Here is a 13,548-nt window from a genome sequence, read left to right as displayed (position 1 = left end):
CCACAGGCGTCAACCACGTTGTGCATGGTACGATTGATCCTTGTCTGGCATGGCCCGACGCACAATCCCACTGAAGATTCCTTCAACAGTGCTGTGCGCCCGGGCTAGTAGCAAGAGGCAGCGGTTGGCCGATGCTCTCCCTGATGGAGGCCAGTAACACTGACACACCGCAGTAATTGGAAGGACACAAGTGGCTAACAACACTCGTGCTCGCCGTACCGCACGCCTTTCGCGTGCACTCGGCATCGCTCTGACCCCCAAGGCCGCCAAGTACATGGAGCGCCGCCCGTACGGCCCCGGTGAGCATGGCCGTGCCCGCAAGAAGCAGGACTCCGACTACGCCGTACGTCTGCGCGAAAAGCAGCGTCTGCGCGCCCAGTACGGCATCCGCGAAGCCCAGATGACCCGTGCCTTCGAAGAAGCACGCCGCACCAAGGGCCTCACCGGTGAAAACCTGGTTGAGCTGCTCGAAATGCGTCTGGACGCCCTTGTGCTCCGTGCAGGCTTCGCCCGCACCATCGCACAGGCCCGCCAGCTGGTTGTGCACCGCCACATCATGGTTGACGGCATCCGCGTGGACCGCCCGTCCTTCCGCGTTGGCGAAGGCCAGCTCATCCACGTTCACAGCCGCTCCGAGGTCATGCCCCCGTTCCAGGTGGCAGCTGCAGGCGCACATGTTCTGAACAACGTGCCGCCGTACCTGGACGTCAAGATCGAGGCCCTGCAGGCACGCCTGGTTCGTCGCCCCAAGCGCTCTGAGGTCCCCGTGATCTGCGAAGAGCAGTTCGTCGTCGAATTCTACGCTCGCTAAATTCAAGCAGCGCATACAAAGAAGCCCGTGGCACATGCCGCGGGCTTCTTTGTATGTAAGGTACCGGTCCAAAGTGGGTAAGGTACTTGGGAGGCCTTGTCCAAAGCCGTTCAGCGGCTGGTGCAGGGCAATGCAACAACCCTAGGAGAAGAGTTCTATGTCTGGTGGCGACATCGCCGGCCTCATCGCAGCAGGAGTCTTCGCGCTCCTTGTGTTGTTGTTGGCTGTGCCAATCTTGAAGCTGGGTGGCGTTTTTGACGAGGTCCGCACCTCCATCCGGTCCATCAGCGACGGTGCAACCCCCTTGATGGATGAAGTGACCGCTACGGTTTCCACCACCAACCAGCAGCTGAAGAAGGTTGACGGGATCGCCTCGAACGTCTCCGATGCCTCGGCCAACATCTCCGCGTTGTCCTCTCTGGTGGCGGCCACGGTGGGTTCTCCATTGATCAAGGTGGCTGCCTTCAGCTATGGAGTACGTTCCGCCTTCGCCGGCCGCCGTGCACCTTCCTCCGGCCGCCGCAGCCGCTGACCTGCGCAGCAGCTGCCCTATACAGTCGCTGAATAAGAGGGAGAAAGAAACCCATGAAAAGAATTGTGTGGATGGGCATCGGCGTCGCCATCGGCGTCATTGCTTTCCGGAAGATCACTGAGGCCCAGGCGAACATCGGTCCTGAGGGCTTGAACCGTGCCGTGGGCCGGATGGCTGATGGCTTGTTCGATTTCGCCGACGCGGTCCGGACGGGCATGCACCAGCGGGAAGAGGACCTTCGGGCGGCGTTGGGGATTGACGACGCCGGAGCAGGCCGACGCTAGCGGAGCGGTTCGCTCCCACGCCCGCAACAGGGCAGAATGGAAAACTGCGGAACGGCACCAGCCGGTACCGCGCACATGACGTGCAGTGAATTGAGAAGGGTAAGTAATCAGCTAATGAAGTCGCAGGAGATCACCAAACGCTGGGTGGACTTTTTTGTCAGCAAGGGCCACACCGCCGTTCCCTCCGCGTCGCTCGTTTCCAGCGACCCGTCCCTTCTCTTCACCGTCGCTGGAATGGTGCCGTTCATTCCGTACCTGACTGCGCGCGAAGAACCCCCGTACAGCCGTGCCACGAGCGTCCAGAAATGCATCCGCACCGGAGACATCGAGGAAGTGGGGAAAACGGCCCGCCACGGGACGTTCTTCCAGATGTGCGGCAACTTCTCCTTTGGCGACTACTTCAAGGAAGACGCCATCAAGTTCGCGTTCGAGCTGCTCACCACCAGCGTTGACGACGGCGGCTATGGACTTCCCGCCGAGCGCCTCTGGGTGACTGTCTACGAAGAAGACGACGAAGCCAAGGAACTCTGGCTCAAGAACACCGGCATCCCGGCCGAGCGCATCCAGCGTATGGGCAAAGCCGACAACTACTGGTCCACCGGCCAGCCGGGTCCTGCCGGTCCCTGCTCGGAGATCTACTACGATCGCGGCCCCGCCTACGGCATCGAAGGCGGCCCGTTGGCCGATGAGACCCGGTACATCGAGATCTGGAACCTCGTGTTCATGCAGTACCAGATCGAGAATGTCCGTTCCAAGGTGGACTTCGACATCGTGGGAGAGCTCCCGCAGAAGAATATTGACACCGGCCTGGGCATGGAACGTCTCGCGATGATCCTCCAGGGCGTCGAGAACATGTACGAAACCGACCAGGTCCGCCCGGTCATCGACAAGGCTGCAGAACTGTCCGGCCGGGAGTACACCTCGGCCGAGTCTCCGGAGGACCCGCACCACACGGACGACGTCCGTATGCGCGTCGTCGGAGACCACATTCGTTCTGCCCTGATGCTGATTGCTGATGGTGTTTCGCCGTCCAACGAAGGCCGCGGCTATGTGCTGCGCCGCCTCATTCGACGCGCAGTCCGCGCCATGCGGCTGCTCGGCGTCGAAAAGGCCTGCCTGCCGGACCTTCTTCCCGCCTCCCGTGACGCCATGAAGGGCGTCTACCCCGTGGTGGAGACGGATTTCGCCCGGATCAGCCGCATTGCCTACGCCGAAGAAAAGGCGTTCCTGCGCACCATTGCTTCGGGCACGGCCCGCCTCGAGGATGCCGTGGCGGAATCGAAGGCTGCCGGTGTTCCGCTCTCCGGCGCCGACGCCTTTGCCCTGCACGACACCTATGGGTTCCCGATCGACCTGACGCTGGAAATGGCGGAAGAGGCCGGCCTCAAGGTGGACGAAGCAGGGTTCCGCTCGCTCATGCTCGAGCAGCGCCAGCGTGCACAGGCTGATGCCAAGGGTAAGAAGGGTGGCCACGCGGACCTCAGCGCCTACCAGGATCTCCTGGGCAAGGGCGAGACCGTCTTCACGGGCTATGACGAACTTGAGGGCGAATCCACGGTCCGCGGCATCGTCAGCGGTGGCCGTGCTGTAGGGCATGCCTCCACCGGCGACGAAATTGAGCTGGTCCTCAACGAAACCCCGTTCTATGCCGAAGCGGGCGGCCAGTCCGCTGACACCGGCCTCATTACCGGCGATGGCTTCGTGGTGGAGGTCCTGGACGTTCAGCGGCCCATCAAGGGCCTGAGCGTGCACAAGGCTATTGTCCGTGAAGGCGAGATTGCCTCAGATGCGTTGGTGCGCGCCGCCGTCGACCGTGAACGTCGCCACGCAGCCGAGCAGGCCCACACCGGCACGCACATTGTGCACGCCGCCCTGCATCAAATCCTGGGCCCTGAAGCTACCCAGCGTGGCTCCTACAACAAAGCCGGTTACCTGCGTTTCGACTTCGCCTGGGGCGAGGGTCTGAGCACAGCCACGCGGTCCGAGATCGAAGAAGTCTCCAACATCGCCATCCGGAACAATTACCGGGTAGACACCAAGGTGATGGGGCTCGCTGAAGCCAAGGCGCTGGGTGCCATGGCACTGTTCGGCGAAAACTATGGCAGCGAAGTGCGCGTCGTGGAGATCGACGGCGCCTGGTCCCGCGAGCTGTGTGGTGGGACGCACGTGTCCAACACCTCGCTCATCGGCAGCCTTTCGCTGCTGGGAGAGCAGTCCGTTGGCTCCGGAAACCGCCGTGTTGAAGCCTTCGTTGGCCTGGACGCATTCCGTCATCTGGCCGCCGAGCGGGCCTTGGTGACTGAGCTCACAGAACTCCTGAAGGTTCCCTCCGGGCAACTCGCCGACCGCATTTCCAGCACGCTGAGCAAGCTGAAGGCAACGGAAAAGGAACTCGACCGCCTTCGCAAGGAGCAGCTGGCCGCGGCTGCCGCAAACCTTGTGGGCACTGCAAAGGACGCTGCGGGTGTGCGCGTAGTAGCCCACGACGCCGGTCAGGTCGGCGGTGCCGACGATCTCCGGAATCTCGCCTTGGACCTCCGCAGCCGCCTCGGCTCGGAGGCTGCCACGGTGGCTGTGGCAGGCGTCAGCAATGACCGCCCGGTGATCCTCATCGCCACCAATGAGGCCGCCCGCGAAGCAGGCGTCAAGGCCGGCGCGCTGGTTCGCCTTGCTGCGGGCATCCTTGGCGGTGGCGGTGGCGGTAAAGACGACGTCGCCCAAGGCGGCGGCGCCGACGCTGGGAAGGTCCCCGAGGCCCTCACAGCGGTGGTGGATGCGATAGCCAAGCGCTGACGGTGGCTGCAAGTACTCACGGTGACGTCTACCCCCGGGGCATCAAGCTGGGGGTAGACGTCGGCACCGTCCGTGTAGGCGTCGCCATCTGCGATCCCGACGGAATCCTGGCCACACCCTTCAAGACTGTTTTACGCGACGCCAAGAAGAACTCCGACGTCCGCTTCGTGGTCAAGCACGCCGCTGAACTGCCTGCGGTGCAGATCTTTGTGGGCCTTCCCCGCACCATGAAGGGTGAGGAACGTGCCTCGGCAGACATGGCCACCGCGTACGCCGAACTCCTCGCCAACGAACTGATGCGGGTTGGTTTGGACATCTCCGTGAGCCTTGTGGACGAGCGGCTTTCGACCGTCACGGCACACCGCAACCTGCATCAAGCTGGCATGAGCAGCAGGAACCACCGTAAAGTGGTTGATCAGGTTGCCGCTGCTGGAATACTGCAGCACGCAATTGACATGCAAAAAGCCAGAGGAACGGACGTTGGCCGCCGAGTGCAGGCACCGGCGCAATCCGATAAGCCCAGCAGTGCCCCAACGCTGCGGGCTGCCTCCGGCCGTGAACCCGATTCTTCTACGAGGGGACTGCAACTGTGAGCCCGGTCAACAACGACCCCTCCAGCGGTACCGCCGGCGGCGGTATGCCGCTGACCCGCAAAGAGCTGCGGGCGCGGGAACGATTCCTCGCCACGCAGAACCATAACGTCGTACCCGTTCCCGAAGCGACCCCCGGGGAAGCCGCTGCGTCCGCAGACCGTGAGCCTGAACTGCCCAATCCTGTTCCCGCGGTGCCCCCGGCTCCGGTTGCGCCACCTGTGCCGGCTGCTCCACCCGTTCCCGTGTCAAAGCCTGCTGCTCCTCCCGTTCCCGCCGCGCAACCAGTGTCTACAGCGCCGAGTCCTGCCGACGAGCCCACCCCGGCGTCCACTGACGAATCGCCGTCCGTTGAGACTCCGGAGGAAGCGCACCCGGCTGAACCGGATCATGGCGGGAATCACCTGGAGGGCGCCGAAGCCCACGAGGTGGAAGGACATCACCACCCCGGGCATGAGGACTCCGACCCTACGCACGACGTCGCCGGGCATGGGCCCCACAGCGATTTTCATGATGAGCACCACGCAGATGGGGTTCACCACGATGAACACCACCCGGACGATCTTTACCACGATGAGCACCTCGTCGACGGTCTTCACCACGATGAACACCACCACGACCTCATCGCGCCTGTCGAGCAGACGGCTTCCTCCAAGGCAGCGGTCAAGAAGGCCCGCCGCCGTCGTCGCGTCCTTGCCCTGCTGATCACGCTGGGTGTCTTCGTTGCCGCAATAGCCATCGGGGCCCAGTTCCTCAAGCCCTTGCTGGGCATGGACAAGGTCACCGACTATCCGGGCCCAGGTACGGGCTCGGTCAACATCACAGTGCCCGAAGGCTCCGGACCGAAGGCGGTGGCCGTAGCACTCGTCGAGAACAAAGTGGTGGCCGACGCCGATGCCTTCGTCAAGGAATTCCTTAACGACGGCGGCGAATTGTCCCCGGGCGAGTTCACCTTCCGTACCGAGATGAAGAATTCCGACGCAGTGGATGTCCTGGTCAACAAGGACGCATCCAAGGTGATGTACTTCGCCCTCAGTGCGGGCCTTCGCATTAATGAGTCGCTGGAAGCCATTTCCAAGGGCTCGGGTATCTCCATGCAGGAACTCAACGCGCTCAACCAGGCCCCGGCACAGTTCGGCATTCCGTCCAAGGCCAAGAACCTCGAAGGCTTCCTGGCCCCGGGGGAGTACCGCTTTCCGCTCGGCACGCCGGCCAAGGACATCATCCAAAAGTTGGCCACTACCACGCTGGATGAGCTCAAGTCCCAGGGAATCACGGAACCGGGCAAGCAGTACGACACCGTGACCATCGCCAGTATTGTGCAGGCAGAAGGCGGTCAAGCGGACTATGGAAACGTGGCCGGCGCCATCTACAACAGGCTCAAGCCAAACAATGTGGAAACCAGCGGCCTGATCCAGTCTGACGCCACGGTGACCTACGGACTCGGCAAGAAATCCTTCCATCTCACGGAGGAAGAAAAGGCCGATAAGTCCAATACGTACAACACGTACGCCAATGTTGGGTTGCCGGCTGGACCCATCGGCTCACCGGGCAAGACTGCCATTGATGCTGCGGCCAAACCCACCCAGAACGACTACATGTACTGGGTCACCATCAACCTGGACAGCAAAGAAACCAAGTTCTCCAAGACGCTGGCTGAGCACAACGTCTATGTTGAGCAGTACAACGCGTGGTGCCAGGCCAATCCGGGACGGTGTGTGTGAGTCGTCGTGCCGCAGTCCTGGGGCATCCGATCTCGCATTCGAAGTCACCGGCCCTGCATACTGCTGCCTACGCCAAACTGGGCGTTGACATTGAATACTCCGCAATCGATGTCACCGTGGACGGCCTTCAGGCGTTCATGGGCTCACTCTTCGGCGATGACTCCTGGTGCGGGCTCTCAGTGACCATGCCGTTGAAGTCGGCCATGGTCAAGGAGGTCGACGAGGTCCGCGGCGCGGGCGCCCAGTTGGGAGTCATCAACACCGTGGTCTTTGAACACGACGGCGGAGTGGTGCGACGCGTTGGATACAACACCGATGTCGCCGGGATCGTTGAGGCGGTCCGGTATGCCGGGGTTGCTTCCACGCCCCACGCGGCCATCCTGGGTGGCGGCGGTACCTCCGCTGCGGCCGTAGCGGCTGTCAAGGAACTTGGTGGCAGCCACGTGGATGTCTTCGTCCGTGATGCAGGGCGTGCCGGTGAGGCCGAAGCCGCTGCAGCCGCCGTCGGAATTTCCCTCCATGTCAGACCGTTGACTGAAGCAGCCACCGCTGTGGCGGGCACCGACCTGGTGATCTCCACATTCCCGCCGCGTGCCGCCGATTCCTTGGCGGATGAGTTGGCGGCGTTGCCGGGAACAGGGGCCGGTGTCCTGCTGGACGTTGCCTACGATCCCTGGCCCAGCCGCCTTGCTGAGGTGTGGCATGGTCACGGAGGCGCCGTAGTCCCGGGCCTTGAGATGCTGATGTACCAGGCGGCCGAGCAGATCAGGCGCTTCAGCGGCTGTGACGTGGATGCCGCCGTCATAGATGTGATGTGCGACTCAGTCGGGCTTCCCCGGCGAGTGTTCTAGAAGCCTTACATGGCAGGATTGGTTATATGTTGCGTTGGTTGACTGCCGGTGAATCCCATGGTCCGGCCCTGATCGGAATTGTTGAAGGCGTGCCCGCCGGTGTTGAACTCACCAGCGCGCAGATCCGTGATGCCCTGGCGCGTCGCCGCCTGGGCTATGGACGTGGTGCCCGCATGAAGTTCGAGCAAGACGAGGTCACCATCATGGGTGGCGTTCGTCATGGCCTGACGCAGGGCGGCCCCGTAGCCATCCAGGTGGGCAACACCGAGTGGCCCAAGTGGGAGCAGATCATGTCTGCTGACCCCGTAGATCCCGGAATCCTTGCCGATCAAGCCCGCAACGCACCCCTGACGCGGCCGCGCCCAGGGCATGCAGATTTCACGGGCATGCAGAAATACGGCTTCGACGAAGCCCGTCCCGTGCTTGAACGCGCCAGCGCCAGGGAAACCGCCACCCGCGTGGCCCTTGGCACCGTTGCCGCGCAGTTCCTGAAGCAGCTGGGCGTGGAATTGGTGAGCCACACTGTTTCCATCGCCAGCGTGACTGTTCCCGAGGGCCGCCCCTTGCCGCTGCCCCAGGATGTGCTGGCGCTCGACGCGGACCCCCTCCGCTGCTTTGACCGTCAGACCTCCGACGCCATGGTCGCTGAAGTGGACGCCGCCCATAAGGAAGGCGAAACCCTTGGCGGTGTTGTTGAGGTCCTGGCATACGGACTTCCGCCGGGACTGGGCAGCTACGTGCACTGGGACCGCCGCCTTGACTCCCGCCTGGCCGCTGCGCTGATGGGCATCCAGGCCATCAAGGGAGTGGAGGTCGGAGACGGCTTCCTTACTGCTGCGCGCCGTGGTTCCGCTGCCCACGATGAAATCGTGAAGGATGCTGACGGGAAAATTGTTCGGCAGACCAACCGCGCCGGCGGTATTGAGGGCGGCATGAGCATTGGCGAGGTATTGCGCGTGCGTGCAGCCATGAAGCCGATTGCTACCGTTCCCCGTGCCCTGCGCACCATCGATGTCAGCACAGGTGAACCCGCCAAGGCCCATCACCAGCGTTCAGACGTCTGTGCAGTGCCCGCGGCCGGTGTAGTCGCCGAAGCAATGGTTGCACTGGTCCTGGCCGAGGCCGTCGCCGAGAAGTTCGGCGGCGACTCCGTAGCCGAAACCCGCCGCAACCTGCAAAGCTACCTCGGCAACATACCGGCCACCCTGGACTCGGTCGGCCGGTAGTGGTTCGCCCGATCCTGGACGGCTGCACCGGCCGTCCCGTTGTCCTGGTGGGCCCTATGGCTGTTGGCAAGTCGGCCATTGGCCAGCAGTTGGCCCAGCAGTTGGGGCTCCCGTTCGTGGATACCGACGCTGTGGTGGTCGCTGCCCACGGCAGTATCGCAGATATTTTCGCGGGGCGCGGAGAGCACGCCTTCCGTGAAATTGAAGCCCGGGCAGTGGCGAAGTCCATCGAGAATGCCAAGGTTCAGCCCGCCATTATTTCCCTGGGCGGGGGAGCGGTCCTGGACTCCGGAACCCAGCAACTGCTGGAAGAATGCACGGTGGTCTACCTCGAATGTGACGCGGAGACCGTTGCCGATCGCATCGCGCGCAACACTGGCAGGCCATTGCTGAAGGGTGATGCGATGACGCGGTGGGAAGCATTGTTCGCTACGAGGCGTCCTGTCTATGAGCGTCTCGCGGACATCGTCATGGACGTCCGTTCAGGATCCGTGGCGGAAATCGGCCTCCAGTTGGAGGAGCGGCTGCGCCAGTATGCAGCCTTGAAAGAGGAAGTTGAAAAGTGAGTAACGAAGCAACTGTCATCAAGGTGACTGGCCAGTCCGCCAATGAAAACTACGACGTCGTAGTGGGGCGCGGCCTTTTGGGGACCCTTCCTGAAAAGCTGGGGGAGCGTGTCCGGCGTGTCCTGGTCATTCATCCCCGGGCCCTCCGCCTGACGGGGGACACGGTTCGCGACGAGCTGGAAACAGCCGGTTTCACCGCGCTGACTGCCGAAATCCCTGATGCGGAAGAAGGCAAGCACATTCAGGTTGCTGCTTTCTGCTGGCAGGTGCTGGGCCAAAACGACTTCACCCGCTCTGACGCCATCGTGGCGGTCGGAGGTGGCGCTGTGACGGACCTGGCCGGGTTCGTGGCAGCCACATGGCTTCGTGGTGTCAAGGTCATCCACATGCCCACCAGCCTTCTGGGCATGGTGGATGCTTCAGTGGGCGGAAAGACCGGCATCAACACAGCCGAGGGCAAGAACCTCGTGGGATCGTTCCACCCGCCGGCTGCCGTCCTGGCAGACCTCGACACGCTTCAGACGCTGCCCAAGAACGAGCTCATCTCCGGTATGGCCGAGGTCATCAAGTGTGGGTTCATTGCTGATCCCGTCATCCTGGACCTGATTGAGAAGAACACCGACGCAGTGATGGACCCGTCCTCGGACGTTGTCCGGGAACTCATCGAGCGGGCCATTACGGTTAAGGCAGATGTCGTGTCACAGGACCTCAAGGAATCCGGCCTCCGCGAAATCCTGAACTATGGCCACACGCTGGGACACGCCATTGAACTCGTGGAGCGCTACTCCTGGCGCCACGGTGCTGCTGTCTCAGTGGGCATGATGTTCGCCGCCGAGTTGTCGCGCAGCGTGGGGCGGTTGTCGGATGCCGATGCAGATCGTCACCGCACCATCCTGGAAAGCCTGGGACTTCCCATCACTTACCGGCGTGACCGCTGGCAGGGATTGCTCGATGGCATGCGCAGGGACAAGAAGTCGCGGGGCGACCTTCTGCGGTTTGTGGTCCTTGACGGCGTTGCCAAGCCTGGCATCCTGGACGTTCCCGATACCTCCCTCCTGTTTGCGGCCTACCAGGAAATCGCATCATGAGTGTCGCCGTGCGGGAAGGCGTCAGCGACTGGCCAACAGCCGGCTTCCCGGGCGTTCGTACCAATCCCGATACCCTCCTGCCCGTGATAGTCAACCAGGAAGTCATGGAGACGGCACTGGCCGCCTCTGATGATCCCGCTGACCGCATCATGGCATTGCTGTTGGAAAATCAGCCCAACGAGGCAGCCGAACTGTTGGCCGAAGCCCGCTACAAGGATCCCGAGTCGTTCCGACTGAGGATCTTCGAGGCGGAAGTCCACCGTGCCACCAACCGGCTGGACCGCGCCATACAGTTGTTCCGCCACCTCTTGCAGGACGTCCAGGGCAGCTCGAAGGAAGCGATCGTCCACCAGTACCTGGGGCGGGCATACTTCGTCAGCGGGAACGCCCTGGCTGCATCCGAGGAGTTCGCCAAAGCCTTGGACCTGCGCGTCGCCATGGCTGCTGATGCCGCGCTGATCTATTCCTCCGCCGTTGCCCTTCAAAGGGCCCGGAATGTGCTGGAACTGACTTCCTGACGCACGTGGAAACACGCCCCGCAAGCCCCCGGCGTATTTGCCGGTAGAATGGTTCTTGGATTTTTGATAAATACGCGCTGGCGGGCCGATTGGTACGCCTGCTTGGCATAGATAGCTGGCAGCTAGAACCAGTGCGATAACCAGAGGATACGAGTGGCAACCACAAACGACATCAAGAACGGGACCGTACTGAAGCTCGAGGGCCAGCTCTGGAACATTATCGAGTTCCAGCACGTCAAGCCTGGCAAGGGTGGCGCCTTTGTCCGCACCAAGATGCGCAACGTCATGTCCGGCAAGGTGGTCGACAAGACCTTCAACGCCGGTCTGAAGATCGAAACCGCCACGGTTGACCGCCGTGATTACCAGTACCTGTACCAGGATGGCGAAGACTTCGTTTTCATGGATACCCAGGACTACGACCAGATCACCGTCTCCGGTGCAACGGTCGGCGACGCCACCAACTTCATGCTTGAAAACCAGATGGTCAACATTGCCATCCATGAGGGCACCCCGCTGTACATTGAACTGCCCCCGAGCGTTGTCCTCGAAATCACCTACACGGAGCCGGGCCTCCAGGGTGACCGCTCTTCGGCAGGCACCAAGCCGGCCACCGTTGAAACCGGCTACGAGATCCAGGTTCCGCTGTTCGTCGAGCAGGGCACCAAAGTCAAGGTCGACACCCGCGATGGCAGCTACTTGGGCCGGGTCAACGACTAGTGAGCGCACGCGGTAAAGCCCGTAGCAGGGCTCTTGAAGTACTTTTCGAGGCGGAGCAGCGCTCCGTCCCGGCATTCGACGCCATGACGGCGCGCCGGGAGAAGACTGACCTGGTCATCAACCCTTACACGGTGGAAATCGTCGAGGGTGTTGTTTCCATGCAGGCAACCATCGATGAGTTCCTGGAAACGTATGCCCAGGGCTGGACGCTGGAACGGATGCCGTCCGTGGACCGTATCATTCTGCGGATCGGCGCGTGGGAACTTCTCTACAATGACGAGGTTCCGGATGGTGTAGCTGTCAGCGAAGCCGTGGCCCTTGCCAAGACGATGTCCACGGACGAGTCCCCGGCGTTCATCAATGGACTCCTCGGCCGGCTCCAGAAGCTGAAGCCATCACTTCTCGCTTAGGTACACGCCTGGCCTGAATTCAAAGGACCCGCTTCACAGGAAACTGTGGGAGCGGGTCCTTTTCCCGTTATTGGAGAACTGCTGCCCGCAAGCCGGGGATGTTGCGCAGATGCTCCAACTCGTCTTGCTGGTGAACGTGGACGTCCCGCCCGCTGAGTATCCGCTGCCTGGTGAACGCCAAAGCAGTGGCTCCCTTGATGAAGGACTTCATCTGGTTTCCACGGCCGCGCGTGGATGCCCAGCGCACCGCCTGGCGCCTGCCGCGCGAGGTGGCAAGCATCTCCACCTCGGCCGGAGTGAACCAGCCGGCCCGGGCATACTCCAGGAGGCGTTGGCGCGTGAGTTTTCCTTCAGCGACCCGAAGCAGGATGATGCCCACTGCTGCCACCAGGAAGATGGGGACCTGGACCACGAAGTACTCCGTCAGGAAGTTCTGACCCATGCTGTTCCAACGGTTGTGGAGGAACATCGCGGGCAGTAACCCAATGAAGAATCCCAGTACGGCATAGCCGCTGTGCCACCTCCGCGCAGCAAAGCCCATGATCAGGCCGGTGGTGCCTGTGAACAGAGCGTGGGCGAAGGGCGACATGACGCCGCGGAGGATGAAGATACGGACCAAGTCCGTCCCGGGATCGGTGGAGGAGGCAATTTCGCGTCCAAAGTAGAGGATGTTCTCAGTGAAGGCGAAGCCGGCGGCAATGGTGAAGGCGAACACCACCCCATCCACGGGTCCGTCAAAGTACTTCCGGGCGGCCAGGATCAAGACCAGCAATCCGAGCGACTTGGTGAATTCCTCGACGATGGGTGCTTGGACCGTTGCCATGAAGTAGGTGAAAGCTTCTTCGCTGCTGGTGGGTGCGGCCAGGGCAAAGAGGGGCTGGATGAGCAGCGTCCCGGCGATGGACACTGCGGCACCCCAGGTGAAGGCGAACCACAGCAGCCTTTTTGGTTCCGGCTCCCAGCGATCGATGAGTCGTACCGTCAGCAGCACGACGGACAACGGAATCAACGAAGCAATAAAGCCGATCACGAAGCCTGTCACCCCGGTGTTGCCCAGCAGGAACGGCAGCACCAGCATCAGGCTGGCAAGGGCAAGGACCCCACCAACAATGACCAAGGGGAGTGTGCCCAGCGACCGGCGGCTGCGCGGAGCCTGTGGTGTGGCCCAGGTTTGCCGGGGGAGTGAGGCTGGATTCCCTGGAGCCGGTTGATAGTTTCCCGGCTGTACCCGTCCGATCCACGTGGGGTTGGCGCCAGGTTCCAGATAGGGTCGCGGATAGGGTTGTCCGCCGGGTTGGCCGTGGTGGTTCATGGTCATGGGCAAGAGCCTATTCCACGGCACGCAGTGTGAGCTTAAACTCACGCTTGGGTTGGTCGGGCGGTGCGGTGGCGAAGGGCCCCTGTGGTAGTTTTGAAAAGCAAATATTCCTTTTTTAAT

At 62.2% G+C, this 13,548-nt stretch carries 14 protein-coding genes; 13 read left to right on the top strand and 1 reads right to left on the bottom strand.

The window, feature by feature from the left end; translation table 11 throughout:
• Window positions 1–190 precede the first annotated feature (190 nt).
• The 13 genes from rpsD (at window position 191) to nusB (ending at window position 12,110) form a co-directional block, all read left to right on the top strand.
• On the top strand, window positions 191–811 hold the full coding sequence (rpsD, locus tag QEH68_RS11700; protein ID WP_280622933.1) for a 30S ribosomal protein S4: 621 nt from the start codon (window positions 191–193) through the stop codon (window positions 809–811).
• A 157-nt stretch (window positions 812–968) separates the two neighbouring features.
• A complete protein-coding gene (locus QEH68_RS11695; protein ID WP_026540818.1) occupies window positions 969–1,343 on the top strand; it encodes a DUF948 domain-containing protein in 375 nt (124 codons plus the stop codon).
• 53 nt (window positions 1,344–1,396) lie between these two features.
• Complete coding sequence (locus QEH68_RS11690; RefSeq protein WP_280622932.1) at window positions 1,397–1,627, top strand: hypothetical protein; 231 nt, start codon at window positions 1,397–1,399, stop codon at window positions 1,625–1,627.
• 114 nt (window positions 1,628–1,741) lie between these two features.
• Window positions 1,742–4,420 (top strand): alanine--tRNA ligase, encoded by a 2,679-nt coding sequence (gene alaS, locus QEH68_RS11685; protein ID WP_207593675.1) that lies wholly within the window; start codon window positions 1,742–1,744, stop codon window positions 4,418–4,420.
• Window positions 4,421–4,422: 2 nt separating this feature from the next.
• A complete protein-coding gene (gene ruvX, locus QEH68_RS11680; RefSeq protein ID WP_280622931.1) occupies window positions 4,423–5,013 on the top strand; it encodes a Holliday junction resolvase RuvX in 591 nt (196 codons plus the stop codon).
• Window positions 5,010–6,734, top strand: coding sequence for an endolytic transglycosylase MltG (mltG, locus tag QEH68_RS11675; protein ID WP_280622930.1), 1,725 nt, complete (start codon window positions 5,010–5,012; stop codon window positions 6,732–6,734). The genes ruvX and mltG overlap by 4 nt, the downstream gene beginning before the upstream one ends.
• Window positions 6,731–7,585 (top strand): shikimate dehydrogenase, encoded by an 855-nt coding sequence (locus QEH68_RS11670; RefSeq protein ID WP_280622929.1) that lies wholly within the window; start codon window positions 6,731–6,733, stop codon window positions 7,583–7,585. The genes mltG and QEH68_RS11670 overlap by 4 nt, the downstream gene beginning before the upstream one ends.
• A 26-nt stretch (window positions 7,586–7,611) precedes the next feature.
• A complete protein-coding gene (gene aroC, locus QEH68_RS11665) occupies window positions 7,612–8,811 on the top strand; it encodes a chorismate synthase (RefSeq protein ID WP_207593671.1) in 1,200 nt (399 codons plus the stop codon).
• Between the two features lie 56 nt (window positions 8,812–8,867).
• Window positions 8,868–9,377, top strand: a complete 510-nt coding sequence (locus QEH68_RS11660; RefSeq protein WP_242703628.1) for a shikimate kinase — start codon at window positions 8,868–8,870, stop codon at window positions 9,375–9,377.
• Complete coding sequence (gene aroB, locus QEH68_RS11655; protein ID WP_280622928.1) at window positions 9,374–10,465, top strand: 3-dehydroquinate synthase; 1,092 nt, start codon at window positions 9,374–9,376, stop codon at window positions 10,463–10,465. Before QEH68_RS11660 ends, aroB begins: the two co-directional genes overlap by 4 nt.
• A complete protein-coding gene (locus QEH68_RS11650; protein WP_280622927.1) occupies window positions 10,462–10,983 on the top strand; it encodes a tetratricopeptide repeat protein in 522 nt (173 codons plus the stop codon). The genes aroB and QEH68_RS11650 overlap by 4 nt, the downstream gene beginning before the upstream one ends.
• Window positions 10,984–11,136: 153 nt before the next feature.
• The gene (gene efp / locus QEH68_RS11645; protein ID WP_011774957.1) at window positions 11,137–11,700 is read left to right on the top strand and encodes an elongation factor P; all 564 of its coding nucleotides are present in this window, start codon (window positions 11,137–11,139) and stop codon (window positions 11,698–11,700) included.
• Window positions 11,700–12,110 (top strand): transcription antitermination factor NusB, encoded by a 411-nt coding sequence (gene nusB / locus QEH68_RS11640; protein ID WP_207593668.1) that lies wholly within the window; start codon window positions 11,700–11,702, stop codon window positions 12,108–12,110. Before efp ends, nusB begins: the two co-directional genes overlap by 1 nt.
• A 67-nt stretch (window positions 12,111–12,177) precedes the next feature.
• Here nusB and QEH68_RS11635 read toward each other — a convergent pair whose 3' ends face one another.
• Window positions 12,178–13,473: a PrsW family intramembrane metalloprotease gene (locus QEH68_RS11635; protein WP_280622926.1), complete on the bottom strand. Its 1,296-nt coding sequence runs from the start codon at window positions 13,471–13,473 to the stop codon at window positions 12,178–12,180.
• Between the last annotated feature and the right edge of the window lie 75 nt (window positions 13,474–13,548).

The sequence above is a fragment of the Paenarthrobacter sp. OM7 genome (assembly GCF_029873575.1).
Lineage (GTDB): Bacteria > Actinomycetota > Actinomycetes > Actinomycetales > Micrococcaceae > Arthrobacter.
This window is presented reverse-complemented; position numbering and strand designations above follow the sequence as displayed.